The organism is Serratia sp. CY76391, from assembly GCF_052166695.1.
In the GTDB taxonomy this organism is placed as follows: domain Bacteria; phylum Pseudomonadota; class Gammaproteobacteria; order Enterobacterales; family Enterobacteriaceae; genus Serratia; species Serratia nematodiphila.
In genome coordinates this window covers 245,932-268,817 of the sequence record NZ_JBJNOJ010000007.1, presented here as the reverse complement: position 1 = coordinate 268,817, position 22,886 = coordinate 245,932, and the positions used below count along the sequence as shown (strand labels likewise).

The window sequence follows — 22,886 nt, the reverse complement described above, 5'->3', positions numbered from 1 at the left end:
TGGCCCGCCCGGTTCGCCGGGTGGGCCGCCTGATTGACGGACACAGAATGGTGCGATTTCCTTACCCGCGTTTGGCTTACTTGTTCGATGCTTTGCAAACCGAGACTTTGCCGCAGGATGAGCTGGCGAAGCGTTTCGCCGTGTCCACCCGCACGGTGCGGGCGGATATCACCGCGCTGAACGAGATCCTGGACAAATACGGTGCGCGCTTCGTGCATAGCCGCGGGGCCGGCTATCGTTTGCAGGTCGATAACGCCGCGCTATTCAGCGCCCTGCAGCATCAGGAGCGCCGCAAACAGGCCACCCCGCGCAGCGCGCAGGAGCGGGTGCATTATCTGCTGGTGCGTTTTTTGACCTCAGCCTTCTCCCTCAAACTGGAAGATCTGGCCGACGAGTGGTTCGTCAGCCGCGGCACGCTGCAAAACGACATGGCTGAGGTGAGAGAGCGTCTGGCGCACTATCAATTGACGATCGAAACCAAGCCGCGCTACGGCATGAAGCTGTTCGGCGCGGAGATGGCGATCCGCGCCTGCCTGACCGATCTGCTGTTCCAGCTGCAGTTGGCCGACGCCGAGAACCCGTTGCTCAACAACGAGATCCTGTTGCAGCCGCAGGTGGCGGCATTCGCCGGATTGCTGCATCCGCTGTTGTCGCAATACGCTATTCGCCTGACCGACGAGGGCGAGCAGTACCTGATCTTCTACTGCGCGGTGGCGCTGCGGCGCATCAACGACGGTTATCCGCTGCCGGACTTCGAGGTGGAGGACGGCGACGAGGCGGTGCGTCAGGTGTCGACCCGTCTGGCGGCGGAGCTGCGCGCGGCCTCCGGCAAAGAGATCTCGATGGCCGAAGAGGCCTATCTGCGAGTCAACATCGCCGCGCGGCGCGTGCAGGACGTGCAGCCGACCGAGATCAACGCCGACGATGAAGAGGCGCTGGTGGACTACATCCTGTCCTACATCAACGCACACTATAACTACAACCTGCAGGGCGACGAGCAGCTGCGGGCCGATCTGCTCACCCATATCAAGACCATGATTACGCGGGTGAAATACCAGATCAACATCCCCAATCCGCTGTTGGCCAACATCAAGCAGCACTATCCGATGGCTTACGACGTGACGCTGGCGGCGGTCTCCAGCTGGGGCAAGTACACGCCTTATACCCTGAGTGAAAACGAGATCGGCTATCTGGTGTTGCACATCGGCGTGGGGCTGGAGCGGCATTACAACATCGGTTATGAACGCCACCCGCAGGTGATGCTGGTGTGCGACACCGGCAACTCGACGGTGCGCATGATCCAGGCGCAGATTGCGCGCAAGTATCCGCAGCTGGTGATGACGCGCATCGTTTCGCTGCGTGATTACGAGATGCTCGCGCACATCGACGAAGACTTCGTGATTTCCAACGCCCGCATCGGCGAGAAGAACAAGCCGGTGGTGGTGATGTCGCCGTTCCCGACCGATTATCAGCTGGAACAACTGGGCAAATTGGTGCTGGTGGATCGCACCAAACCGTACATGCTGGAGAAGTTCTTCGACGCCGAACATTTTATGGTGCTCAACGAGCCGCTGACGCAGGCGGAGCTGTTCAGCCGGGTGTGCGGCCAGCTGGAGCGAGAAGGGTACGTCGGCGCGGACTTTTATCCGTCGGTGGTCGAACGCGAGGCGATCGTTTCCACGCTGCTGGGCGAGGGCATCGCGCTGCCGCATTCGCTGGGGCTGCTGGCGAAGAAGACCGTGGTGGTGACGCTGCTGGCGCCGCAGGGCGTCGCCTGGGGGGAAGGCGAGGTTGCGCACGTGATTTTCCTGCTGGCGATCAGCAAGAGCGATTATGAAGAGGCGATGGCGATCTACGAGCTGTTCGTCACCTTCGTGCGTGAACGTTCAATGAGCCGCCTGCTGGGCAGCGACAGCTTCGACAGCTTCAAAGCGGTGGCGCTGGACTGCCTGAGCCGGAGTTGAGGGGCATGTGAGTGATCGGGCGCAGAGGCGCGCCCTCAGCGACTAATCTTCATCAAACCCAGAGTTGAACAGCTCGACCACCGCCGCCAGCGCGTTGACTTCGTCGGGGCCGGTCGCTTCGACTTCGATATGCCGGCCCTGGGCGGAGTCCAGCATCAGCAGCGCGATGACGCTGCTGGCTTCGGCTTCGGTGCCGCTTTCGTTGCGCAGCATCACCTCGGCATCGAAGCTTTGCACCAGTTCGAACAGTTTCATCGCCGGGCGCGCGTGCATGCCCAGCTTGTTTTTGATTTCAACCGTCTGTTTGACCGTCATTGTTTACGCTTTTCCAGCGTGCGGTGGCGCGACTGCACGTTCTTGCCGCGCGAGCGGAAGTAATCGGCCAGCTGTTCCGCCACGTACACCGAACGGTGCTTGCCGCCGGTACAGCCGATGGCGACCGTCAGGTAGCTGCGGTTGTTGGTTTCCAGCATCGGCAGCCACTGTTCCAGATAGCTGCGGGTCTGGTAGATGAAGTTGTGCACTTCGGTATGGCGATCGAGGAACGACGCCACCGGTTTGTCCAGGCCGGTCATCGGCCGCAGCTTCGGATCCCAGTGCGGGTTCGGCAGGAAGCGCACGTCGAACACGTAGTCGGCATCGATCGGGATGCCGTGTTTGAAGCCGAAGGATTCGAACACCATGGTCAGTTCGCGCTCGCGCTTGCCCAGCAGGCGGGTGCGCAGCATTTCGGCCAGCTCATGCACCGACATTTCCGAGGTGTCGATAATCAGGTCCGCCCGCGAGCGCAGCGGTTCGAGCAGGTCGCTCTCTTCGTCGATGGCGCTTTCCAGCGACAGGTTTTTGCTGGAGAGCGGGTGCAGGCGGCGGGTGTCGCTGTAACGGCGGATCAGCGTGTTGCGATCGGCGTCGAGGAACAGCAGCTGCGGCGAGAAGCTGTCCGGCAGCTGAGTCATCGCGTATTCGAACACTTCCGGTGATTCCGGCATGTTGCGCACGTCGATGCTGACCGCCGCGGAGATATTGCGTTCCGCCAGCGTATTGGCGAGCTGCGGGAGCAGCACCACCGGCAGGTTGTCAACGCAGTAAAAACCCATGTCTTCCAGCGCCCGCAAGGCGACGGATTTTCCGGAACCGGAACGGCCGCTGACAATCATCAGCACCATGTGGCAACTCCCCTGGCATCGCGGCGGCGTTCATCGCCACCGTTAAACTTGTTATTCCGGCCGCAGCCGGATCCATCATCGTAAAACAGTATCGTTATCCGGGCTGGAAGTCACGCCGGCCGGGCATCACTCGGTGATGATTTGGTAAAGTTCTTCGTCGCTCTGCGCGGCGCGCAGGCGGCGGCATACGGTTTTGTCGGCCAGGCGTTTGGCGACCAGCGACAGCGTATGCAAATGGGTTTTGCACTGATCGGCAGGCACCAGCAGCGCGAACAGCAGGTCGACCGGCTGGTTGTCGATAGCGTCGAAAGCGATGGGTTGGTCGAGACGGATAAACACGCCAACGGCCCGCAGTGTGTCCTCTTCCAGTTTGCCGTGGGGAATGGCGATACCGTTGCCGATACCGGTGCTGCCCATGCGCTCCCGGGTGAGAACCGCGTCAAACACCACCTGCGAAGGCAGGTTGAGCTGTTTGGCGGCCAGTTCGCTGATAATTTCCAAAGCCCGCTTCTTGCTGGTGCAGTGTACCGAGCTTTTGGTGCACTCGATGTTTAACACCGAGCTTAATTGCATATATTCGTTGTTCATCTCATCTTCACTTAAAACCGCGCCGCCGGGCGTGCCCGGCAAGGCGGTTTTTCGTCGGTTTTAACCCTTATTACCGTTCGGCGCGTCACCCATGCGGGTCACGCGCCGAAGGGGGAGGCGGCGACGGATGCCGCCTCATGGAATGGGTTAGGGTGTCAGTGTTGCTTCAATTTGTCTTTATGTTTGTTCAATTGACGTGCCAATTTGTCGATCAGCGTATCAATTGCGGCATACATATTCTCGTCTTCCGAGGTGGCGTGCAACTCGCCTCCATTCACGTGCACCGTTGCTTCCGCAATTTGCTGCACTTTTTCCACACTTAATACAACATACACCTGATTGATGCGATCAAAATACTGTTCGAGTTTGGCGAACTTGTTGTTCACGAACTCGCGCAACGGATCGGTGATTTCGATGTGGTGTCCGGTAATGTTGAGCTGCATAGTGTCTTCCTTCTCAATAGAGGTCAAACCAACTGTTTACGCTGGTTCGACGGCGGGATGGACAAAGACTCTCGGTACTTGGCGACGGTGCGCCGTGCCACGATGATCCCCTGATCGGCGAGCAGGGTGGCCAGCTTGCTGTCGCTGAGTGGTTTGGCGGGGTTTTCCGCCGCAATCAATTTCTTCACCAACGCGCGGATCGCCGTCGAGGAGGCTTCGCCGCCGCTGTCGGTATTCACGTGGCTGGAGAAGAAATATTTCAATTCGAAAATGCCGCGCGGGCTGTGCAGAAACTTCTGCGTGGTGACGCGCGAGATCGTCGATTCATGCATCTCCACGGCCTGGGCGATATCCGCCAGCACCATGGGTTTCATAAACTCTTCGCCTTGCTCGAAGAACGCCTGCTGCTGGCTGACGATGCAGCGGGTGACCTTCAGCAGCGTCTCATTGCGGCTCTCCAGGCTTTTAATCAGCCACTTGGCTTCCTGCAGGTTGCTGCGGATGAACTGGCCGTCGGCTTCGCTGCGGGCGCTGTTGCCCAGCGCGGCGTATTGCTGATTGATCTTCAAACGCGGCACGCTGTCGCCGTTGAGCTCGACCGTCCATTTGTTCTGCGTCTTGCGCACCAGCACGTCCGGAATCACGTATTCCGATTCGCCGGTATTGATCGACTGCCCCGGACGCGGATCGAGCGACTGAATCAGCAGCATCGCTTCTTTCAGTGTATCTTCTTTTAGCCGGGTTGATCGCATCAGGCTGCGAAAGTCGTGGTTGGCCAGCAGATCCAGATGGTCGCTGATGATCAGCCGCGCTTCGGCCAGGTAAGGGGTGTCTTTGGCGTATTGGGAGAGCTGCACCAGCAGGCAATCGCGCAGATCGCGCGCGGCGACGCCGATCGGATCGAAACGCTGCACGCGCTTCAACACCGCCTCGACTTCCTCGAGGGTCACGTTTTCGTCGCCCAGGCTTTCCAGAATGTCTTCCAGCGGCACGGTGAGATAGCCGGTGTCGTCCACCGCGTCGACGATGGAGGTGGCGATGGCGGCGTCGGTATCGGAAAACGGCGTCAGATCCACCTGCCACATCAGGTAATCCTGCAGCGTTTGGGTGGTCTCGCCCTGATAGACCGGCAGCTCGTCGTCGCTGTAGTCGGTGCCGGTGCCGGACGGCGTGCCGGCGGTGTAGATCTCATCCCAGGTGGCGTCCAGCGGCAGCTCTTCCGGCATGTCTTTCTGTTCCAGCGCCTCGCGGGTATCGAGCCCCTCGGTCTCCTGGGTTTCTTTGGCGTCGATTTCGTCGTGCAGATCGGTCTGTTCAAGCAGCGGATTGCTCTCCAGCGCCAGCTGGATCTCTTGCTGAAGCTCAAGCGTGGACAACTGCAGCAGGCGGATCGCCTGCTGGAGCTGAGGAGTCATGGCCAGCTGTTGACTGAGCCTGAGTTGCAAACCTTGCTTCATAGTTTTCTGTCTACTTCCGTTAACGGTGTCGCCCCGCAGGGCACGCCGGCGCTTAGAGGCGGAACTCTTCGCCCAGATAAACGCGTTTAACCTGCTCGTCGGCCAGAATAGCATCCGGCGTGCCGTGGGCAATCAGTTTGCCCTGGCTGACGATGTAGGCGCGTTCACATACGTCCAGCGTCTCGCGCACGTTGTGGTCGGTGATCAGCACGCCCAGGCCGCTGTCACGCAGGTGCTCGATGATTTTTTTGATGTCGATAACGGAAATCGGATCCACCCCGGCGAAGGGTTCGTCCAGCAGAATGAATTTCGGGTTGGCCGCCAGCGCGCGGGCGATTTCGACGCGGCGGCGTTCACCGCCGGACAGCGCCTGGCCAAGGCTGTCGCGCAGATGGGAGATATGGAACTCTTCCATCAGCTCCTTGGCACGGTCTTCGCGCTGTTCGCTGGTGAGGTCGGGACGGATCTCCAGCACCGCCATCAGGTTGTCGTACACGCTCAGGCGGCGGAAGATCGACGCTTCCTGCGGCAGGTAACCAATACCGCGGCGCGCACGGGCGTGCAGCGGCAGCAGGCTGATGTCTTCCTCGTCGATCACGATGCGCCCGGCGTCGCGCGGCACGATGCCGACCACCATGTAGAAGGTGGTGGTTTTACCGGCGCCGTTCGGGCCGAGCAGGCCGACGATCTCGCCGGATTTCACTTTCAGGCTGACGTCTTCGACAACTTTACGGCCCTTGTAGGCTTTCGCCAGGTTTTCTGCGATGAGTGTTGCCATAAGTGATTAGTTACTCTTTTTTTGCTCGTTTTTGTCTTGCAACTGCGACGGTACCAGAACCGTTGTCACGCGTTTGCCTTTATCGCTAAACGCCTGCATTTGCTGCTGTTGCACCAGATAGGTGATGCGATCGCCTTTCACGTTGCTGTCGAGCTGCTCCAGATAGGCGTTGCCCGTCAGGGTCACCAGCTGGGTCGCCACGTCGTAACGCACTTTCTGCGCGTGGCCTTTGACCGGCTTGCCGCTGTCCTGCATCTGGTAGAAGGTTACCGGGTTGCCGAACGCTTCAATATAGGTCTTATTCTGATCTCCGCCCGGGCGGGTGACTACCACCTTGTCTGCGCGAATATCGATGGTGCCCTGTTTGATCACCACGTTGTCGGTGAAGGTGCTGACGTTGCTTTGCATGTCCAACGACTGCTTGAGCGAGTCGATGCTGACCGGCTGGCTGGAGTCGGATTTCAGCGCCAGAGCGGGGGCGCTGGCGGCCAAAACTAAGCTGCCGAGCAACAGGTTACGGAGTTGGTTTTTGGTTCTGAATTTCATAGTTGGTCTTAACCTTATCAATCAGCTCAGCGGTTTTGGTCCGCAGGTTCCCACGCATTTTCATGCCGTTAGAGGTAAAATTGGTCCCGTAAAGCGTGACTTCGTCATCGGAGGTGACGTCCTGGGTGACCAGGTTTACCTGAGCGTTGTCCGTCTTAATTTTTTCCAGCTGCGAGGTGGTAGTCAGGCTGTTCACCTCGACGTGACCATACAGATACAGCATTCGGTCTTTAGTCAGTTTGGCGCGATCGGCGCGAACTGACCAGGTGGCCACCGCATTCTCATCGAACAGCGTCATCACCGGCTGGGTGAACCAGCTCAGCTCGCCGGCGGTGTAATACTTCGCGTCTTCCGCCACCAGTTTGTAATTCAGCTTGCCGGCCGGGTTGTACACCACGGTGACCGTGTGCTGGCTCTGGTAGGTCGGATCCTGATCGTTGACCGGGCCAGGGGCCGTGTCGTCGCTGAAGTCCGTCATGTTCCAGCCGATCAGCGCCAGAACGATCACCGTCAACAGGATGGTGATCCACAGTTTGGTTTTACTCATATCGACAGCCCTTTGGCGTCCTCCAGCTTATTTTGAGCCAAAAGAATGATGTCGCACAGTTCGCGCACCGCGCCGCGGCCGCCGGCAATGCGGGTGACGTAGTGGGCACGCGGCGTCAGCAGCGGATGGGCGTCCGCCACCGCGACCGCCAGGCCGACCTGCGCCATCACCGGCCAGTCGATCAGGTCATCGCCGATATAGGCGACCTGATCCGCCGTTAACGACAGTTTATCCAACAGTTCGCGGAAGGCCAAAAGCTTATCGGACTGCCCCTGATACAGATGGGTGATGCCGAGCGTCTGCGCGCGGTCCTCCAGCAGCTTGGCGGAGCGCCCGGTGATGATCGCCACCTCGATGTCTGAGGTTTTCAAGCAGCGGATGCCGTAGCCGTCGCGCACGTTGAACGCCTTCAGCTCTTCACCGTTGTTGCCCATGAAGATCAGGCCGTCCGACAGCACGCCGTCAACGTCGCAAATCAACAGGCGGATGTTCCCGGCACGCGCCATAACCTCTTGTTCTACCGGCCCGTAGCAGGTTTCTACCATACCCATTCCGTTCTATTCCTTAATTAAACGACGCCGGCGCGCAGCATGTCATGCATATGTACCACACCCAGCAACTGGTCGCCATCGGCAACCAGCAGCGCGGTGATGTGGCGTTGTTGCATCAGGTTCAATGCATCGACCGCCAGGAGGTTGGGGCGCACCCGCACGCCGCCCGGCGTCATGACATCGGCAATCTTCGCCTCGTGCAGGTTGATGCCCATGTCGAACACCCGGCGCAGGTCGCCATCGGTAAAGATGCCGGCGATTTTCATCAGATCGTCGCAGATCACCGTCAGGCCCAGATTTTTGCGGGTAATTTCCAGCAACGCGTCGCGCAACGAGGCGTCGGCGCTGACGTGGGGGATTTCATCGCCGCTGTGCATGATATCGCTAACCCGCAGCAGCAGTTTGCGGCCGAGTGCGCCGCCCGGATGCGACAGCGCGAAATCTTCCGGCGTGAAACCGCGCGCTTTCAGCAGCGCGACGGCCAGCGCATCGCCCATCACCAGCGTGGCGGTGGTGCTGGTGGTCGGCGCCAGCCCCAGCGGGCAGGCTTCCTGTGGCACCTTGATGCACAGGTGGATATCCGCCGCTTTACCCATCGAGCTTTCCGGATTGTTAGTCATACAGATGAGGGTGATCTGTTGGCGTTTCAACACCGGGATCAGCGCCAGGATCTCGCTGGACTCGCCGGAGTTGGAGATGGCGAGCACGATGTCCTGCGGGGTGACCATGCCCAAATCGCCATGGCTGGCCTCCGCCGGATGAACGAAGAATGAGGGCGTGCCGGTGCTGGCGAAGGTCGCGGCGATCTTGCAGCCGATGTGGCCGGATTTGCCCATGCCCATCACCACCACTTTGCCGCCGCAGGCGGCGATGGTTTCGCAGGCGCGGGTGAAGTCTGCGTTGATGTAGCTGTCGAGCTGAGCCAGCCCTTCACGCTCTATCTGAAGCACTTCTTTGCCGGCCTGTTGAAAATCGAAGCCCGGTTGCAACTCAATGTTCGACATACTCATTCCCGTCGGTTTAGCCGAAAGTACTGAAAGGGTTAAAGAACAGCACCGCAAGATACGCAATAAAGCCGCATAATAACAGCGCGCCCGCCAGGTGGCCGATGCGATGTTTGCGGCCGATGCACAGCACGCTCAGCAGCACGCTGGCCGCCAGCATCACCCAGTAATCGCGCTGGAAGGCGGCGGTGTCTACGCTGCCCGGCGACAGCAGGGCGGGTACGCCCAGCACGATCACCGTGTTGAAAATATTGGAGCCGATGATATTGCCAATCGCCATATCATCCTCGCCCTTGAGCGCCCCGGCGATGGAGGTGGCCAGTTCGGGCAGGCTGGTACCGATGGCGATAATGGTCAAACCGACCACCAGTTCGCTCAGACCGAAATAGTGCGCGATCACCGTCGCGTTATCGACCACCATTCTGGAAGAGAGCGGCAGAATGATAAACGCCAGCACCAGCCACAGCACCGCCACGGTATTGCTGCTGTCCTGCGGCAGCTCGGCGATCTGCTCCATGGTCAGGCTGTCGCTGCCCTCGCGCTGCGCCAGCCGGGCGATTTTCAGCATCAGCAGGATGAAGCCGGCGGCGGCGGCCAGCAACAGCACGCCGTCCAGCCTGCTCAGGGTGCCGTCCATCAACACGAAACCGCATAATACTGTGACCGCTAACATCAGCGGCAGTTCGCGCCGCAGTATCTCAGAGCGCGCGGCCAGCGGGTGAATCAGCGCCGCCACGCCCAGAATCAATAAAATGTTGGTGATGTTGGAACCTAATACGTTGCCAACGGCCATATCTATCTGCCCGTTCAGCGCGGCGGTGGTGGACACGATCAGCTCCGGCAGCGAGGTGCCGATGCCGACGATGGTCATGCCGATGATCAGCGGCGGTACGCCGAGCGAGCGGGAAATCACGGCAGCACCATAAACTAAGCGGTCTGCACCGTACACCAGTAGAAATAAACCAACGATTAATAATGCTATCGCGAGAAACATTCAGGGTCCTTTGTCGGGTATTATCCCGGTTCGTTGGTTAAAGCCGTCAATGCGGCGGTATTGCTTGCCCTCCGTTGCGCGCGTTTGAGCCGCAGCAACGGTTTTCCCCGGCTAATAGTTGAACAGTTTCGTTTTTTTTCGTTATGGCGCCAATTTTGACCGGGTGGCGCGGAAAAGTAAAACCAATGGCACCATTGGTTGCGAAATGGCAGTAAGTTTTTGTAAAGATGAGACGGATTGCGCCCATTGCTTTAACATCACGGGTAGATTCAGCAAAAGATGAGTCGTAAAGGGTCCATTAACATGCTCCAAAAGGCAGATAATTTGGTTGAAGTGCGCGACATGAGCTTCTCGCGCGGCGACCGACGGATATTTGAAGACATCAACCTGACGGTGCCCCGCGGTAAGGTCACGGCGATCATGGGGCCATCAGGCATCGGCAAAACCACGCTGCTGCGCCTGATCGGCGGCCAGCTGGCGCCGGACAGCGGGGAGATTTGGTTCGACGGCGACAACATTCCCGCGTTGTCCCGCCGTCAGTTATACGACGCGCGCAAAAAGATGAGCATGCTGTTCCAGTCGGGCGCGCTGTTTACCGATTTGACCGTATTCGAAAACGTGGCCTACCCGCTGCGCGAGCACAGCAACCTGCCGGAGCCTTTGTTGCGCAGCACGGTGCTGATGAAGCTGGAAGCGGTGGGGCTGCGCGGCGCGGCCCTGCTGATGCCCAATGAGCTTTCCGGCGGCATGGCGCGCCGGGCGGCGTTGGCGCGCGCGATCGCGCTGGACCCTGAGATGATCATGTTCGACGAACCCTTCGTTGGCCAGGATCCGATCACCATGGGGGTGCTGGTCAAGCTGATCGATGAGCTGAACCATGCGCTGGGCATTACCTGCATCGTGGTGTCGCACGACGTGCCGGAGGTGCTGAGCATCGCCGACTACGCCTACATCGTGGCCGACAACCGGGTGATTGCCGAAGGCACCACGCAGCAATTGCAGAACAATCCTGATGCGCGCGTGCGCCAGTTCCTGGATGGTATAGCGGATGGGCCGGTGCCGTTCCGCTATCCGGCCGGGGATTATCAGACCGAACTGCTAGGCTTAGGGAGTAAATAAGCTCATGTTATTAAGAGCGTTAGCGTCGTTGGGGCGCAGTGGCATCAACACCAGCGCCAGCTTCGGCCGCGCCGGGTTGATGCTGTTCAACGCGTTGATTGGCCGGCCGGAACCCGGCAAGCAGTGGCCGCTATTGTTGAAACAGCTCTACAGCGTCGGCGTGCAGTCGCTGCTGATCATCATGGTCTCCGGGCTGTTTATCGGCATGGTGCTGGGCCTGCAGGGCTATATCGTGCTCACCACCTACAGCGCCGAGGCCAGCCTTGGCATGATGGTGGCGCTGTCGCTGCTGCGCGAGCTGGGGCCGGTGGTCACGGCGCTGCTGTTTGCCGGCCGCGCCGGTTCCGCACTCACGGCGGAAATCGGCCTGATGAAGGCGACGGAGCAGATCTCCAGCCTGGAAATGATGGCGGTCGATCCGCTGCGGCGCATTGTGGCGCCGCGCTTCTGGGCCGGGCTTATCAGCATGCCGCTGCTGACCATCATCTTCGTGGCGATCGGCATTTGGGGCGGTTCGGTGGTCGGCGTGGACTGGAAGGGCATCGACAGCGGCTTCTTCTGGTCGGCGATGCAGGGCGCCGTGGAGTGGAAAAAAGATCTGCTCAACTGCCTGATCAAAAGCGTGGTATTCGCCATTACCGTAACCTGGATTGCCATTTTCAATGGGTACGACGCCGTGCCTACTTCTGAAGGGATTAGCCGGGCGACGACGCGTACCGTGGTGCATTCGTCACTGGCGGTGTTGGGATTGGATTTCGTGCTGACCGCACTGATGTTTGGGAATTGATTCAATGCAAACGAAGAAGAGTGAAATCTGGGTTGGGGCATTTATGCTGATCGCGCTGTGCGCCATCGTGTTTATCTGCCTGCAGGTGGCGAACCTTAAATCGATCGGCAGCGAGCCGACCTACCGCATTTACGCGACGTTCGACAACATCGGCGGCCTGAAACCGCGTTCGCCGGTGAAGATTGGCGGCGTGGTGATCGGCCGCGTGGCGGACATCGAACTCGATTCGAAAACCTACACGCCGCGCGTAGCGCTGGATATCCAGAAAAAGTACGACCAAATCCCGGATACCAGCTCGCTGGCGATCCGCACCTCCGGCCTGCTGGGCGAGCAATATCTGGCGCTTAACGTGGGCTTTGAAGATCCTGATATGGGCACCACCATCCTGAAAGATGGCGGCACCATTCAGGACACCAAATCAGCCATGGTTCTGGAAGACCTGATCGGCCAGTTCCTGTATAAAAGCGGCGGTCAGGACAGCGCCAAATCGGGAGACGCGGCCGCTGAGCCGGCTGCCGGCGCCGCACCGCAACCCGCTGTTCCAAATCATTAAGAGAGGATACCTGCATGTTTAAACGTTTACTGATGGTGGCTCTGCTGGTGGTTGCACCGCTGGCGAGCGCAGCCGACCAAACCAATCCCTACAGCATGATGCAAGAAGCGGCGCAGAAGACTTTCAGCCGTTTGAAGAACGAACAGCCGAAGATCAAGCAGGACCCGAACTACCTGCGTGCCATCGTGCATCAGGAACTGATGCCGTTCGTGCAGGTGAAATATGCCGGCGCGCTGGTGCTGGGGCGTTACTACAAAGAGGCAACGCCTGCGCAGCGCGAAGCTTACTTCACCGCCTTCCAGGCTTACCTGGAGCAGGCTTACGGCCAGGCGCTGGCGATGTATCACGGCCAGACTTACCAGATCGCGCCTGAACAGCCGCTGGGCAATGCCGACATCGTGGCTATTCGCGTCACCATCATCGACAACGGCGGCCGCCCGCCGGTGCGTCTGGATTTCCAATGGCGCAAGAACAGCAAAACCGGCTACTGGCAGGCGTATGACATGATCGCCGAAGGCGTCAGCATGATCACCACCAAGCAAAATGAGTGGGCGTCTACGCTGCGTACTCAGGGCATCGACGGCCTGACCAAGCAGCTGCAGGCCGCCGCCGCGCAGCCTATCACGCTGGACAAGAAAAACTGATGTCGGCAGCGCTCAGCTTTGAATCAGAGCGGCAGACGCTGATCCTGCGCGGTGAACTGGACCGGGAAACGCTGCAGCCGCTGTGGCGGCAGCGCGCCGCGCTGATGGCGGATAAAACCGCGATCGACGTGGCGCAACTGCAGCGCGTGGACTCCGCCGGGCTGGCGCTGTTGCTGCATCTGCAGGAAGAGCAGCGCCAACGTGGCGTAGCGCTGAAAATTTTCGGCGCCACCGAGCGCCTGAAAACGCTGATCGCGCTCTACAACCTGCAGGCGATAATGCCTGTCGATACCGCCGGTTAGCGGCGTTTTAGGCCGCTCTTGCGTGGTAAAACGATACAAAGCCCCTGTTATGCAGGGGCTTTTTCTTTAGTTTAAGAAAACATCGTATTCCACTAAGATACTAGGCTGTTTATGATCCTTTAGCGGCAGAACTGGATACTATGGAAACCAACGAGATTAAAGACGTGCTGATGCAGGCATTGGCACTGGATGAAGTACATGTGACGGGCGACGGTAGCCATTTTCAGGCGATCGTGGTCGGTGAACTGTTCGCCGGCATGAGCCGCGTCAAAAAACAGCAGACGGTTTACGCACCGCTGATGGAATACATTGCGGACAACCGCATTCATGCCTTGTCTATTAAGGCGTACACCCCTGAAGAGTGGCAGCGAGACCGCAAACTCAACGGATTTTAAGGCTGTTTGCCCTGCCGGGCGGGCAGCTTCAGATTAGATAACAGAGAGTAGTCAGATGGATAAATTTCGTGTGCAGGGTCGGACCCGCCTGAGCGGTGAAGTGTCTATTTCCGGGGCCAAAAACGCCGCCCTGCCGATCCTGTTCGCCGCCCTGTTGGCGGAAGAGCCGGTCGAGCTGCAGAATGTCCCCAAGCTGAAGGACATCGACACCACCATTAAACTACTCAACCAGTTGGGTACCAAGATTGAGCGCAACGGTTCGGTCTTCGTGGACGCCAGCGGCGTGAACGAGTTTTGCGCCCCTTACGATCTGGTGAAAACCATGCGCGCTTCCATTTGGGCGCTGGGGCCGCTGGTGGCGCGTTTCGGCCGCGGTCAGGTTTCCCTGCCGGGCGGCTGCGCGATTGGCGCGCGTCCGGTCGATCTGCACATCACCGGCCTGGAGCAGTTGGGCGCCGAGATCAAGCTGGAAGAAGGCTACGTCAAGGCGTCCGTCGAGGGCCGCCTGAAGGGCGCGCACATCGTCATGGACAAGGTGAGCGTGGGCGCGACCGTGACCATCATGAGCGCCGCGACCCTGGCGACCGGCACCACCGTTATCGAAAACGCCGCGCGTGAGCCGGAAATTGTCGATACCGCCAACTTCCTCAACACGCTGGGCGCGAAGATCAGCGGCGCCGGCAGCGACAAGATCACCATCGAGGGCGTCGAGCGTCTGGGCGGCGGCGTGTACCGCGTGCTGCCTGACCGCATCGAGACCGGCACCTTCCTGATCGCCGCCGCGGTTTCCGGCGGCAAAGTGATGTGCCGCAACACCCGTCCGGACACGCTGGATGCGGTGCTGGCCAAGCTGCGCGAAGCCGGTGCCGATATCGAAGTGGGCGAAGACTGGATCAGCCTGGACATGCACGGCAAACGCCCGAAAGCGGTCACCGTGCGCACCGCGCCGCACCCGGGGTTTCCGACCGACATGCAGGCCCAGTTCAGCCTGCTGAACCTGGTGGCGGAAGGCACTGGCGTTATCACCGAAACCATCTTCGAAAACCGCTTCATGCACGTGCCGGAACTGATCCGCATGGGCGCACACGCGGAGATCGAGAGCAACACCGTGATCTGCCATGGCGTTGAACAGCTGTCCGGCGCCCAGGTGATGGCGACCGATCTGCGCGCTTCCGCCAGCCTGGTGATCGCCGGCTGCATCGCCGACGGCGTGACCGTCGTCGATCGCATCTACCATATCGATCGCGGCTATGAGCGTATTGAAGACAAGCTGCGCGCGCTGGGTGCGAACATCGAGCGTGTGAAAGGCGAGTAAGGCATTAGCGCCGGCGCGGCTGCGTCGGCAGGATGTAAATCAAAGGGCCGGCTATCAATGCCGGCCCTTTTTTAATTGCTGTCTTCCGGGAATTCACCCACCGTCATTTTCAACGTAATGCGCTTGCCGTCACGCAGCACGATAACCGGTATCTCGGTGCCCGGTCTGATCTCCGCAACCTGGTCCATGGTTTCCAGCACGGATACCGCCGGTTTGTTATCCACGTTGATGATGATGTCGTTGATCTGGAAACCGGCGTTGCTCGCCGGGCCGTTCGGCGTAATTTCGGTCACGATGATGCCCTGCAGGCGATCGATGCCGGAATTGGAGGGGCGCAGCGGAATGATCTCCTTGCCCTGAATGCCGAAATAGCCGCGGATCACGCGGCCGTCGCGGATCAGCTTGTCCATGATTTTGGTGGCCAGTTCGATCGGAATGGCGAAGCCGAGGCCCTCCGGCGTTTCGCCGTCGGTGATTTTGTCATAGGTCAGGGTGTTGATACCGATCAGCTCACCCAGCGAGTTGACCAGCGCGCCGCCGGAGTTGCCGCGGTTGATTGAGGCGTCGGTCTGCAGGAACGTCTGCCGGCCGGTGGTGCTCATACTGATGCGCCCGGTAGCGCTGAGGATGCCCTGAGTCACGGTTTGCCCCAGGTTATAGGGGTTGCCGATCGCCAGCACCACGTCGCCGACGTGGGCAACGCGATTTTTATTGGTCGGGATCACCGGCAGGTTGCCGGGATCGATCTTCAGCACCGCCAGGTCGGTCAGGCCGTCGGAGCCGACCAGCAGCGCTTCATAGCGGCGGCCATCCTGCAACACCACGGTGATCTGCTGAGCGTCTTTGATCACGTGGCGGTTGGTGATGATATAGCCGCGTTCGTTCATGATCACGCCGGAACCGAGCGACAGCACGTTGGCGGCGCCGTTCAGGTTGCGGTTGTAGATGTTCACCACGGCAGGGGCGGCGCGACGCACCGCCTTGTTGTAGCTCACCGGCGTTTCGTCGCTGGTATTCTCGGTTTTCTCTGCAAACAGGCCGTTGGAAGAGCGCAGCATGGGCAGGGCGGCCAACAGCAGGCCGGCAACGATGAGACCGATAACGACAGAACGCAAGAGCTTAGCAAACATGGAGTTTTCGTGGTGTGGTGAACGATGTTCGGAGGATAGCATGAGTTAACCGGGCGCAGTATGTCACCGAGCCCGGTTTTTGCACAAATTAACGCAGCAGCAGATAAATGGTTTCGTTACCGCGCACGATATTGAGCGCCATCACCGGTGGCTTGGCTTCCAGCACCTTGCGCAGCGCGGTGATACTGTCCACGCGCTGGCGGTTGACGCCGATGATCACGTCGCCTTTTTGCAGGCCGATTTGCGCCGCCGTCGAGCCTTTATCCACGTTCTCCACCTTCACGCCCTTGTCGCCGCTCGGCAGCGCGCCGTTGCTGAGGGATACCCCCTGCAGCGCCGGCGACAGCGTTTCGGCGTTGGTCGAGGCGCTCTCGCTGTTGTCCAGCGTGACCGAGACTTCCTGCGGTTTACCGTCGCGCAGCAGGCCTACCTTGAGGGTTTTGCCCGGCGCAGTGGTGCCGACCTTGGCGCGCAGTTCGGCAAAGCTGTTCACCGGTTTGCCGTCGACGGAAACCAGAATATCCCCGGCTTTGATGCCGGCCTTGGCGGCGGCGGATTTCGGCAACACTTCGCTGACGAAGGCGCCGCGCTGCGCGTCGGTGTTGAAGGCTTTGGCCATGTCCGGGGTCATTTCACTGCCCTTGATGCCAAGCAGGCCGCGTTTCACTTCGCCGAATTCGATCAGCTGCTGGCTCAGGTTCTGCGCCATATTGCTCGGAATGGCGAAGCCGATGCCGACGTTGCCGCCGCTCGGCGCCAGAATGGCGGTATTGATGCCGATCAGTTCGCCGTTCAGGTTAACCAGCGCGCCACCGGAGTTGCCGCGGTTGATGGAGGCGTCGGTCTGAATGAAGTTTTCCAGCCCTTCCAGATTCAGGCCGGTACGGCCCAGCGCCGAGATGATGCCGGAGGTGGCGGTTTGGCCCAGGCCGAACGGGTTGCCGACCGCCACGGCGAAGTCGCCGACGCGCAGCTGGTCGGAATCGGCCATCTTGATGGCGGTCAGGTTTTTGGTATCGCTGAGCTGCAGCAGGGCGATGTCGGACTGTTCATCGCGCCCGACCAGCTTGGCGTCCAGCTCACGGCCGTCGTTCAACTGCACGCGGATTTTATCGGCGTTGTTGATGACGTGGTTGTTGGTTAGCACGTAGCCTTTGGCGGCGTCGATGATCACGCCGGAACCCAGCCCTTCAAACGGGCGGGAGCTCTGCTGTTGGCCGGGGAAGTTGGGGCCGAAGAAGCGTCTGAACTCTTCCGGCAACTGTTGACGCTGCACCTGGGTGCCGGCGACATGCACGCTCACGACGGCGGGCAAGACTTTTTCCAGCATCGGCGCCAGGCTCGGCAGCGGCTGCCCCTGCACGGCGACGGGCAGGGCCGCGTTGGCCGCCGGTGCGGCGCTGAGCGCCAGACCGAGGCTCATTGCCAATGCACTAAGAATTAACGACTTTTTCTTCATTGATGATAACTCTCTCAATACCTGCCGATGAAAATTTGATGATAAGGCAATCGCCTTGTCATAGTGAAGGGTAAGACCGTGAATTTGCGTGCAAAGTTCAGTAAAGGTAATGCGAAGGAAGGTCAAGAAGGTCTATATGGCACAAACGGGATTAAACCCGCGGGTGGCCCCGCGGGCGAAGAAGGAATATCAGTCGCGGCGTGCGCTTTGACCGCGCAGCAGGCCGGAGGCGCCTTCCGAATAGTCGCGCGGCATTTCCACCGGCGCCTGATCGTTGTCCGCTTCCGCTTCGGTCAGGCGATAGCGGAACGGGTTCTCCTGCATCGGCAGATCCGGCAGCAGGTTGTTGGAGCTTTTCGCCATATGCTGATACAGCTGGCGATAATCGCGCGCCATGTTATCCAGCAGCTCGGCGCTGCGGGCGAAGTGGCCGACCAGCTCCTGACGGTACTCTTCCAGCTCGGTTTTGCTCTTGTCCAGCTCATTCTGCAAGACTTGTTGTTGACGCAATTTACGGTTGCCAAAACGCATCGCCACCGCACCAATCACGATACCGACGACCAAACCAATCAGCGCATACTCCCAGGTCATGATGACTCCTATTTTGACTTCGTTGTTCCGCAGGGATTTTTCACTTAATAATATCCACTATAACCGTTAACCTTGTCCGAGTGGAATCCTGATGCGCTTCCACCTGGTTTTCACAGGGTTTTCAGCGGCGCCCGCAGCGGGCATTTGTGGCGATAACGGTGCGAATCGGCATCAACTTGCCGCCAACGTTGGCTAAATAATTTCTAAGCGTTCTTAGGGAACATCGAACAGATGCAGGCACTATCACCGTTAACTCGCTACCAGCAGGCGCTGGAGGCGGGGGAATATCAGGCCGATGAGGTTCAACGCCGGGCCGTCACTCAACTGGATCGCATTTATCAGGCTCTGCGGCAAAAGCCGGCGGCGAGCCCGCCGGCCGGCGGGCTGCGCGGCAAGCTCAGCCGCTTGCTGGGCAAGGGCGGCGAAACGGCGCCGCAGCGTCCGGTGCAGGGGCTGTACATGTGGGGCGGCGTCGGGCGCGGCAAAACCTGGTTGATGGATATGTTCTTCCACAGCCTGCCGGGCGATCGCAAAATGCGCCTGCACTTCCACCGCTTCATGCTGCGGGTGCATGAAGAGCTGACCGAGTTGCAGGGGCGGGAAAACCCGCTGGACATCGTCGCCGATGGCTTCAAGGCCGAGACCGACGTATTGTGCTTCGACGAATTCTTCGTGTCCGACATCACCGACGCCATGCTGCTGGCCACGCTGCTGCAGGCGCTGTTCGCCCGGGGAATCACGCTGGTGGCCACGTCGAACATCCCGCCGGACGATCTTTACCGCAACGGCCTGCAGCGGGCGCGTTTCCTGCCGGCCATCGATCTGATCAATGAGTACTGTGACGTGATGAACGTCGACGCCGGCATCGACTATCGTCTGCGCACCCTGACCCAGGCGCACCTCTACCTGACACCGCTGAGCGACCAGACGCGCGAGGCGCTGGATCGGATGTTCGTCAAGCTGGCGGGCAAGGCGGGGGAGGACGCGCCGGTGCTGCAGATCAACCATCGGCCGCTGCAGGCGATCCGTTCGGTGGACGGCGTGCTGGCAGTGGATTTCCACACGCTGTGCGAAGAGGCGCGCAGCCAGCTGGACTACATCGCGCTGTCGCGGCTGTATCACAGCGTGATTCTGTATAATGTGCAGGTGATGGGGCCGCTGAAAGAGAATACCGCGCGCCGTTTCCTGGCGTTGGTGGATGAATTCTACGAGCGTCACATCAAGCTGGTGATCGGCGCCGAAGCGTCGATGTTTGAGATCTATCAGGGGGTGCAGCTGAAATTTGAATTCCAGCGCTGCCTGTCGCGCCTGCAGGAAATGCAGAGCGAAGAGTACCTCAAGCTGCCGCATCTGCCCTGAGCCTGCCGGGCCTATCGCCGGTTGTCCGCCGCCGGCGATAAATTTATTTTCCATTCAAAAACCGTTCGATCTTTGTGAGCGACTTCTCTATAATCTTGCGACCCCACGTTACAACAAAGTTTTTTTTCCCAAAAACTTTATAGTGCCGGCAATGGCTATTCGAAGGGGTAGGTTTGCTGGACTTGTATGGTCGTGTGAGCCTCAACTGTTTTCGAGCGTTTGGGTGTTCACCAACGTGTAACTAATTATTGGGTAAGCTTTCTAATGAAAACTTTTACAGCTAAACCAGAAACCGTAAAACGCGACTGGTACGTTGTTGATGCAGATGGTAAAACTTTAGGCCGTCTCGCTACTGAACTGGCTCGTCGCCTGCGCGGCAAGCATAAAGCGGAATACACCCCGCACGTGGATACCGGTGATTACATCATCGTTCTGAACGCTGACAAAGTTGCTGTAACCGGCAACAAGCGTACAGACAAAGTGTACTACCACCACACCGGCCACATCGGTGGTATCAAGCAAGCGACCTTTGAAGAGATGATTGCCCGCCGTCCTGAGCGCGTGATTGAAATCGCGGTTAAAGGCATGCTGCCAAAGGGCCCGCTGGGTCGTGCTATGTTCCGTAAACTGAAAGTTTACGCGGGCACCGAGCACAATCACGCGGCACAGCAACCGCAAGTTCTGGACATTTAATCGGGATTAATGGCAATGGCTGAAAATCAATACTACGGCACTGGTCGCCGCAAAAGCTCCGCCGCTCGCGTCTTCATCAAGCCGGGCAACGGTAACATCGTTATCAACCAGCGCAGCCTGGAACAGTACTTCGGTCGCGAAACTGCCCGCATGGTAGTTCGTCAGCCGCTGGAACTGGTCGACATGGTTGGCAAACTGGACCTGTACATCACCGTTAAAGGTGGTGGTATCTCCGGTCAAGCTGGCGCTATCCGTCACGGTATCACCCGTGCACTGATGGAATACGATGAGACTCTGCGTTCTGAACTGCGTAAAGCTGGCTTCGTCACCCGTGACGCTCGTCAGGTTGAACGTAAGAAAGTCGGTCTGCGTAAAGCACGTCGTCGTCCGCAGTTCTCCAAGCGTTAATTTTCGCTGCTTCGGCAGTGCGATTTACGCAAAAAACCCGGTGCTTCACCGGGTTTTTTTACGCCTGAAATCCGCCGTCCCCGACTAAAATCTGTGGCATATCAGACAATTCAACATGAATTCGCCGCACCGCCCCCACAAAACAAGCAGAATCTGGTAAACTATCATCCACTTTTGCGCCTGTTCGCCGTGCAGTTGACCTCCTGGGCCGGTTTTTTATGGGCTCGGGTCGCGCTGCGTGCTGCCGGCCTGCGGCAAGATTATTCAGGATAGCAGCCTGTCAGTTGGCTATTCGCAGTATTTTCTAGATAACTTGGAGGTTTTCATGGCTGTCGCTGCCAACAAACGTTCGGTAATGACGCTGTTCTCTGGCCCGACCGACATTTTTAGCCATCAAGTACGTATCGTACTGGCGGAGAAAGGTGTCAGCGTCGAGATCGAGCAGGTCGAAATGGATAACCTGCCGCAAGATCTGATTGACCTCAACCCTTACCAGACGGTGCCTACGCTGGTCGATCGCGAACTGACCCTGTATGAATCCCGCATCATCATGGAATACCTGGATGAGCGTTTCCCGCACCCGCCGCTGATGCCGGTTTACCCGGTTGCCCGTGGTGAGAGCCGTCTGATGATGCTGCGCATCGAGAAGAACTGGTACTCGCTGATGGACAAGATCGAGAAGAGCAGCGGCCAGGAAGCGGAATCCGCCCGTCGCCAACTGCGCGAAGAGTTGCTGGCGATCGCGCCTATCTTCGGTCAGGCGCCGTATTTCATGAGCGAAGAGTTCAGCCTGGTGGATTGCTACCTGGCGCCGTTGTTGTGGCGTCTGCCACAGCTGGGCATCGAATTGAGCGGTGCCGGTTCCAAAGAGCTGAAAGGCTACATGACCCGCGTCTTCGAACGCGACGCCTTCCTGGCTTCCCTGACCGAAGCCGAGCGTGAAATGCGCCTGCAGACCCGGGGCTAAGCGCGATGGACATGTCTCAGATGACGCCGCGTCGCCCGTATCTGCTGCGGGCGTTCTACGACTGGCTGCTGGATAACCAACTGACGCCGCACCTGGTGGTTGACGTGACTCGCCCGGACGTGCAGGTGCCGATGGAGTTCGCGCGTGACGGCCAGATCGTGCTGAATATCGCGCCGCGCGCGGTAGGCAACCTGGCGTTGGGTAACGAAGACGTGCAGTTCAACGCGCGCTTCGGCGGCGTGCCGCGCCAGGTTTCGGTGCCGATGGCCGCCGTGCTGGCGATCTATGCGCGTGAAAACGGCGCCGGCACGATGTTCGAACCGGAAGCCGCCTACGACGAGAGCGAAGGCGTGTTCGAAGGTCTGGACAATGAGACGATCCCTTCGGAAACTCTGATGTCAGTGATCGACGGCGATCGCCCGGATACCGCGGAAGACAACGGCCCGGATGACGAACCGCCGCAGCCGCCGCGCGGTGGCCGCCCGGCGCTGCGCGTGGTGAAATAACCCCGTGAGAACAAACGAAAAAGCACCCCATGGGGGTGCTTTTTTTTTGCCCGGCAGAAGCGGGTCAGCCTTTCAACGCGGCAATGCAGGCGTCGCGCGGCGCGCTGAGATCGCCTACGCGTACGGTAGATAGGGCGTGGGTTGCACGCTCACGGAAACTGGTGATGGCGGTATCGCCTTGCACTTCCGGCGGGGCGGTACAAATGTCATTGAGCGGCAGATCGTTGCCTTTGTTGAGCGCCTGCAACACCGCCGCTGGATTGTAGATCAGGGCTGCGGAGAGGGCCGATTTGATGCCGGCGGTAAATCCGGCATTGCCGCCGCCGGCCAACTTGGGCGCCAGGGCAATCCAGCTGTCATCCCCCAGCCGGATGCTGTTTTCCACGGCGCCGAACTGCCCGGCCTTGCCCAACTGCGCCACGACCGGCCGTGCGCCGCGCGCTTCGATATTGTAACCAACCTCCTGCGAATCCAGCGCCATGGCTGAAGCGCTGAAATTGACGGCCAGCAGCGCGCTGGCCAACAGGGAAATGGAGCATTTCATGTTCGCTATCCTTATCTCGGTGTCAGGCGCAGCCGCGCCCCGCAATGGTGCTAACTCAATACTATAGCGCGTTGAG

General features: G+C 59.3%; 28 protein-coding genes. 13 read left to right on the top strand and 15 right to left on the bottom strand.

Annotated features, from left to right (window positions below; all coding sequences use genetic code 11):
• The first annotated feature begins 47 nt into the window (after window positions 1-47).
• Entirely contained in the window at window positions 48-1,964 is a 1,917-nt protein-coding gene (locus ACJ8PN_RS14575; RefSeq protein WP_033632012.1) for a BglG family transcription antiterminator, read from the top strand.
• Between the two features lie 42 nt (window positions 1,965-2,006).
• On the opposite strand, the gene npr is transcribed toward ACJ8PN_RS14575, so the two are convergent.
• From npr to ACJ8PN_RS14520, 11 genes are all read right to left on the bottom strand, one after another.
• Complete coding sequence (npr, locus tag ACJ8PN_RS14570) at window positions 2,007-2,279, bottom strand: PTS phosphocarrier protein NPr (RefSeq protein ID WP_004937034.1); 273 nt, start codon at window positions 2,277-2,279, stop codon at window positions 2,007-2,009.
• A complete protein-coding gene (gene rapZ / locus ACJ8PN_RS14565; protein WP_015379177.1) occupies window positions 2,276-3,130 on the bottom strand; it encodes an RNase adapter RapZ in 855 nt (284 codons plus the stop codon). The genes npr and rapZ overlap by 4 nt, the downstream gene beginning before the upstream one ends.
• A 126-nt stretch (window positions 3,131-3,256) precedes the next feature.
• Window positions 3,257-3,718, bottom strand: coding sequence for a PTS IIA-like nitrogen regulatory protein PtsN (gene ptsN, locus ACJ8PN_RS14560; RefSeq protein ID WP_016930212.1), 462 nt, complete (start codon window positions 3,716-3,718; stop codon window positions 3,257-3,259).
• Between the two features lie 155 nt (window positions 3,719-3,873).
• Window positions 3,874-4,161 carry a ribosome hibernation promoting factor gene (gene hpf / locus ACJ8PN_RS14555; protein ID WP_004937038.1) on the bottom strand — a complete coding sequence of 96 codons (288 nt, stop codon included), beginning with the start codon at window positions 4,159-4,161 and terminating at the stop codon, window positions 3,874-3,876.
• Between the two features lie 23 nt (window positions 4,162-4,184).
• Window positions 4,185-5,618, bottom strand: coding sequence for an RNA polymerase factor sigma-54 (rpoN, locus tag ACJ8PN_RS14550; RefSeq protein WP_033648997.1), 1,434 nt, complete (start codon window positions 5,616-5,618; stop codon window positions 4,185-4,187).
• A gap of 52 nt (window positions 5,619-5,670) precedes the next feature.
• The gene (gene lptB, locus ACJ8PN_RS14545; protein ID WP_004937040.1) at window positions 5,671-6,396 is read right to left on the bottom strand and encodes an LPS export ABC transporter ATP-binding protein; all 726 of its coding nucleotides are present in this window, start codon (window positions 6,394-6,396) and stop codon (window positions 5,671-5,673) included.
• A 6-nt stretch (window positions 6,397-6,402) separates the two neighbouring features.
• Window positions 6,403-6,942, bottom strand: a complete 540-nt coding sequence (gene lptA / locus ACJ8PN_RS14540; RefSeq protein WP_004937045.1) for a lipopolysaccharide ABC transporter substrate-binding protein LptA — start codon at window positions 6,940-6,942, stop codon at window positions 6,403-6,405.
• Window positions 6,911-7,489 (bottom strand): LPS export ABC transporter periplasmic protein LptC, encoded by a 579-nt coding sequence (gene lptC, locus ACJ8PN_RS14535; protein WP_004937047.1) that lies wholly within the window; start codon window positions 7,487-7,489, stop codon window positions 6,911-6,913. Before lptC ends, lptA begins: the two co-directional genes overlap by 32 nt.
• Window positions 7,486-8,040, bottom strand: coding sequence for a 3-deoxy-manno-octulosonate-8-phosphatase KdsC (kdsC, locus tag ACJ8PN_RS14530; RefSeq protein WP_021505108.1), 555 nt, complete (start codon window positions 8,038-8,040; stop codon window positions 7,486-7,488). The genes lptC and kdsC overlap by 4 nt, the downstream gene beginning before the upstream one ends.
• A 17-nt stretch (window positions 8,041-8,057) precedes the next feature.
• The gene (gene kdsD / locus ACJ8PN_RS14525; RefSeq protein WP_033632015.1) at window positions 8,058-9,044 is read right to left on the bottom strand and encodes an arabinose-5-phosphate isomerase KdsD; all 987 of its coding nucleotides are present in this window, start codon (window positions 9,042-9,044) and stop codon (window positions 8,058-8,060) included.
• A 16-nt stretch (window positions 9,045-9,060) separates the two neighbouring features.
• The gene (locus tag ACJ8PN_RS14520) at window positions 9,061-10,038 is read right to left on the bottom strand and encodes a calcium/sodium antiporter (protein ID WP_004937053.1); all 978 of its coding nucleotides are present in this window, start codon (window positions 10,036-10,038) and stop codon (window positions 9,061-9,063) included.
• Window positions 10,039-10,341: 303 nt separating this feature from the next.
• Here ACJ8PN_RS14520 and mlaF point away from each other — a divergent pair, with 303 nt between their 5' ends.
• The 7 genes from mlaF (at window position 10,342) to murA (ending at window position 15,153) form a co-directional block, all read left to right on the top strand.
• Window positions 10,342-11,157, top strand: coding sequence for a phospholipid ABC transporter ATP-binding protein MlaF (mlaF, locus tag ACJ8PN_RS14515; protein ID WP_442535024.1), 816 nt, complete (start codon window positions 10,342-10,344; stop codon window positions 11,155-11,157).
• Between the two features lie 4 nt (window positions 11,158-11,161).
• Window positions 11,162-11,944 (top strand): lipid asymmetry maintenance ABC transporter permease subunit MlaE, encoded by a 783-nt coding sequence (mlaE, locus tag ACJ8PN_RS14510; protein ID WP_004937059.1) that lies wholly within the window; start codon window positions 11,162-11,164, stop codon window positions 11,942-11,944.
• Between the two features lie 4 nt (window positions 11,945-11,948).
• Window positions 11,949-12,497, top strand: coding sequence for an outer membrane lipid asymmetry maintenance protein MlaD (mlaD, locus tag ACJ8PN_RS14505; protein ID WP_004937061.1), 549 nt, complete (start codon window positions 11,949-11,951; stop codon window positions 12,495-12,497).
• Between the two features lie 14 nt (window positions 12,498-12,511).
• Window positions 12,512-13,141: a phospholipid-binding protein MlaC gene (mlaC, locus tag ACJ8PN_RS14500; RefSeq protein ID WP_004937063.1), complete on the top strand. Its 630-nt coding sequence runs from the start codon at window positions 12,512-12,514 to the stop codon at window positions 13,139-13,141.
• Window positions 13,141-13,443: a lipid asymmetry maintenance protein MlaB gene (gene mlaB / locus ACJ8PN_RS14495; protein ID WP_004937064.1), complete on the top strand. Its 303-nt coding sequence runs from the start codon at window positions 13,141-13,143 to the stop codon at window positions 13,441-13,443. The genes mlaC and mlaB overlap by 1 nt, the downstream gene beginning before the upstream one ends.
• A gap of 140 nt (window positions 13,444-13,583) precedes the next feature.
• Window positions 13,584-13,838, top strand: coding sequence for a BolA family iron metabolism protein IbaG (gene ibaG / locus ACJ8PN_RS14490; RefSeq protein WP_004937066.1), 255 nt, complete (start codon window positions 13,584-13,586; stop codon window positions 13,836-13,838).
• A gap of 55 nt (window positions 13,839-13,893) precedes the next feature.
• Window positions 13,894-15,153 (top strand): UDP-N-acetylglucosamine 1-carboxyvinyltransferase, encoded by a 1,260-nt coding sequence (gene murA / locus ACJ8PN_RS14485; protein ID WP_004937068.1) that lies wholly within the window; start codon window positions 13,894-13,896, stop codon window positions 15,151-15,153.
• Between the two features lie 71 nt (window positions 15,154-15,224).
• Here the strand turns inward: murA and degS are convergent, their stop codons facing one another.
• The 3 genes from degS to zapG all read right to left on the bottom strand — a co-directional run bounded on the left by degS (window position 15,225) and on the right by zapG (window position 18,333).
• A complete protein-coding gene (degS, locus tag ACJ8PN_RS14480) occupies window positions 15,225-16,283 on the bottom strand; it encodes an outer membrane-stress sensor serine endopeptidase DegS (protein ID WP_004937070.1) in 1,059 nt (352 codons plus the stop codon).
• 88 nt (window positions 16,284-16,371) lie between these two features.
• Window positions 16,372-17,742 carry a serine endoprotease DegQ gene (gene degQ / locus ACJ8PN_RS14475; protein WP_004937072.1) on the bottom strand — a complete coding sequence of 457 codons (1,371 nt, stop codon included), beginning with the start codon at window positions 17,740-17,742 and terminating at the stop codon, window positions 16,372-16,374.
• 189 nt (window positions 17,743-17,931) lie between these two features.
• Window positions 17,932-18,333 carry a Z-ring associated protein ZapG gene (gene zapG, locus ACJ8PN_RS14470; RefSeq protein WP_004937074.1) on the bottom strand — a complete coding sequence of 134 codons (402 nt, stop codon included), beginning with the start codon at window positions 18,331-18,333 and terminating at the stop codon, window positions 17,932-17,934.
• Window positions 18,334-18,564: 231 nt separating this feature from the next.
• Here zapG and zapE point away from each other — a divergent pair, with 231 nt between their 5' ends.
• The 5 genes from zapE (at window position 18,565) to sspB (ending at window position 22,266) form a co-directional block, all read left to right on the top strand.
• Window positions 18,565-19,692 carry a cell division protein ZapE gene (gene zapE, locus ACJ8PN_RS14465; RefSeq protein WP_442535023.1) on the top strand — a complete coding sequence of 376 codons (1,128 nt, stop codon included), beginning with the start codon at window positions 18,565-18,567 and terminating at the stop codon, window positions 19,690-19,692.
• A 264-nt stretch (window positions 19,693-19,956) separates the two neighbouring features.
• Entirely contained in the window at window positions 19,957-20,385 is a 429-nt protein-coding gene (gene rplM, locus ACJ8PN_RS14460; RefSeq protein WP_004937079.1) for a 50S ribosomal protein L13, read from the top strand.
• A gap of 15 nt (window positions 20,386-20,400) precedes the next feature.
• A complete protein-coding gene (gene rpsI, locus ACJ8PN_RS14455; RefSeq protein WP_004937080.1) occupies window positions 20,401-20,793 on the top strand; it encodes a 30S ribosomal protein S9 in 393 nt (130 codons plus the stop codon).
• A 325-nt stretch (window positions 20,794-21,118) separates the two neighbouring features.
• Window positions 21,119-21,760, top strand: a complete 642-nt coding sequence (gene sspA, locus ACJ8PN_RS14450) for a stringent starvation protein SspA (RefSeq protein WP_004937082.1) — start codon at window positions 21,119-21,121, stop codon at window positions 21,758-21,760.
• A gap of 5 nt (window positions 21,761-21,765) precedes the next feature.
• A complete protein-coding gene (gene sspB / locus ACJ8PN_RS14445; RefSeq protein ID WP_004937084.1) occupies window positions 21,766-22,266 on the top strand; it encodes a ClpXP protease specificity-enhancing factor in 501 nt (166 codons plus the stop codon).
• 64 nt (window positions 22,267-22,330) lie between these two features.
• Here sspB and ACJ8PN_RS14440 read toward each other — a convergent pair whose 3' ends face one another.
• Complete coding sequence (locus ACJ8PN_RS14440; RefSeq protein WP_171454811.1) at window positions 22,331-22,810, bottom strand: hypothetical protein; 480 nt, start codon at window positions 22,808-22,810, stop codon at window positions 22,331-22,333.
• Window positions 22,811-22,886 lie beyond the last annotated feature (76 nt).

Bases quoted from the DNA above. Each gene is read 5' to 3' on its own strand.
- ACJ8PN_RS14575 (WP_033632012.1), top strand. From the start codon at position 48: ATGGTGCGATTTCCTTACCCGCGTTTGGCTTACTTGTTCGATGCTTTG.
- npr (WP_004937034.1), bottom strand. From the start codon at position 2,279: ATGACGGTCAAACAGACGGTTGAAATCAAAAACAAGCTGGGCATGCAC.
- rapZ (WP_015379177.1), bottom strand. From the start codon at position 3,130: ATGGTGCTGATGATTGTCAGCGGCCGTTCCGGTTCCGGAAAATCCGTC.
- ptsN (WP_016930212.1), bottom strand. From the start codon at position 3,718: ATGAACAACGAATATATGCAATTAAGCTCGGTGTTAAACATCGAGTGC.
- hpf (WP_004937038.1), bottom strand. From the start codon at position 4,161: ATGCAGCTCAACATTACCGGACACCACATCGAAATCACCGATCCGTTG.
- rpoN (WP_033648997.1), bottom strand. From the start codon at position 5,618: ATGAAGCAAGGTTTGCAACTCAGGCTCAGTCAACAGCTGGCCATGACT.
- lptB (WP_004937040.1), bottom strand. From the start codon at position 6,396: ATGGCAACACTCATCGCAGAAAACCTGGCGAAAGCCTACAAGGGCCGT.
- lptA (WP_004937045.1), bottom strand. From the start codon at position 6,942: ATGAAATTCAGAACCAAAAACCAACTCCGTAACCTGTTGCTCGGCAGC.
- lptC (WP_004937047.1), bottom strand. From the start codon at position 7,489: ATGAGTAAAACCAAACTGTGGATCACCATCCTGTTGACGGTGATCGTT.
- kdsC (WP_021505108.1), bottom strand. From the start codon at position 8,040: ATGGGTATGGTAGAAACCTGCTACGGGCCGGTAGAACAAGAGGTTATG.
- kdsD (WP_033632015.1), bottom strand. From the start codon at position 9,044: ATGTCGAACATTGAGTTGCAACCGGGCTTCGATTTTCAACAGGCCGGC.
- ACJ8PN_RS14520 (WP_004937053.1), bottom strand. From the start codon at position 10,038: ATGTTTCTCGCGATAGCATTATTAATCGTTGGTTTATTTCTACTGGTG.
- mlaF (WP_442535024.1), top strand. From the start codon at position 10,342: ATGCTCCAAAAGGCAGATAATTTGGTTGAAGTGCGCGACATGAGCTTC.
- mlaE (WP_004937059.1), top strand. From the start codon at position 11,162: ATGTTATTAAGAGCGTTAGCGTCGTTGGGGCGCAGTGGCATCAACACC.
- mlaD (WP_004937061.1), top strand. From the start codon at position 11,949: ATGCAAACGAAGAAGAGTGAAATCTGGGTTGGGGCATTTATGCTGATC.
- mlaC (WP_004937063.1), top strand. From the start codon at position 12,512: ATGTTTAAACGTTTACTGATGGTGGCTCTGCTGGTGGTTGCACCGCTG.
- mlaB (WP_004937064.1), top strand. From the start codon at position 13,141: ATGTCGGCAGCGCTCAGCTTTGAATCAGAGCGGCAGACGCTGATCCTG.
- ibaG (WP_004937066.1), top strand. From the start codon at position 13,584: ATGGAAACCAACGAGATTAAAGACGTGCTGATGCAGGCATTGGCACTG.
- murA (WP_004937068.1), top strand. From the start codon at position 13,894: ATGGATAAATTTCGTGTGCAGGGTCGGACCCGCCTGAGCGGTGAAGTG.
- degS (WP_004937070.1), bottom strand. From the start codon at position 16,283: ATGTTTGCTAAGCTCTTGCGTTCTGTCGTTATCGGTCTCATCGTTGCC.
- degQ (WP_004937072.1), bottom strand. From the start codon at position 17,742: ATGAAGAAAAAGTCGTTAATTCTTAGTGCATTGGCAATGAGCCTCGGT.
- zapG (WP_004937074.1), bottom strand. From the start codon at position 18,333: ATGACCTGGGAGTATGCGCTGATTGGTTTGGTCGTCGGTATCGTGATT.
- zapE (WP_442535023.1), top strand. From the start codon at position 18,565: ATGCAGGCACTATCACCGTTAACTCGCTACCAGCAGGCGCTGGAGGCG.
- rplM (WP_004937079.1), top strand. From the start codon at position 19,957: ATGAAAACTTTTACAGCTAAACCAGAAACCGTAAAACGCGACTGGTAC.
- rpsI (WP_004937080.1), top strand. From the start codon at position 20,401: ATGGCTGAAAATCAATACTACGGCACTGGTCGCCGCAAAAGCTCCGCC.
- sspA (WP_004937082.1), top strand. From the start codon at position 21,119: ATGGCTGTCGCTGCCAACAAACGTTCGGTAATGACGCTGTTCTCTGGC.
- sspB (WP_004937084.1), top strand. From the start codon at position 21,766: ATGGACATGTCTCAGATGACGCCGCGTCGCCCGTATCTGCTGCGGGCG.
- ACJ8PN_RS14440 (WP_171454811.1), bottom strand. From the start codon at position 22,810: ATGAAATGCTCCATTTCCCTGTTGGCCAGCGCGCTGCTGGCCGTCAAT.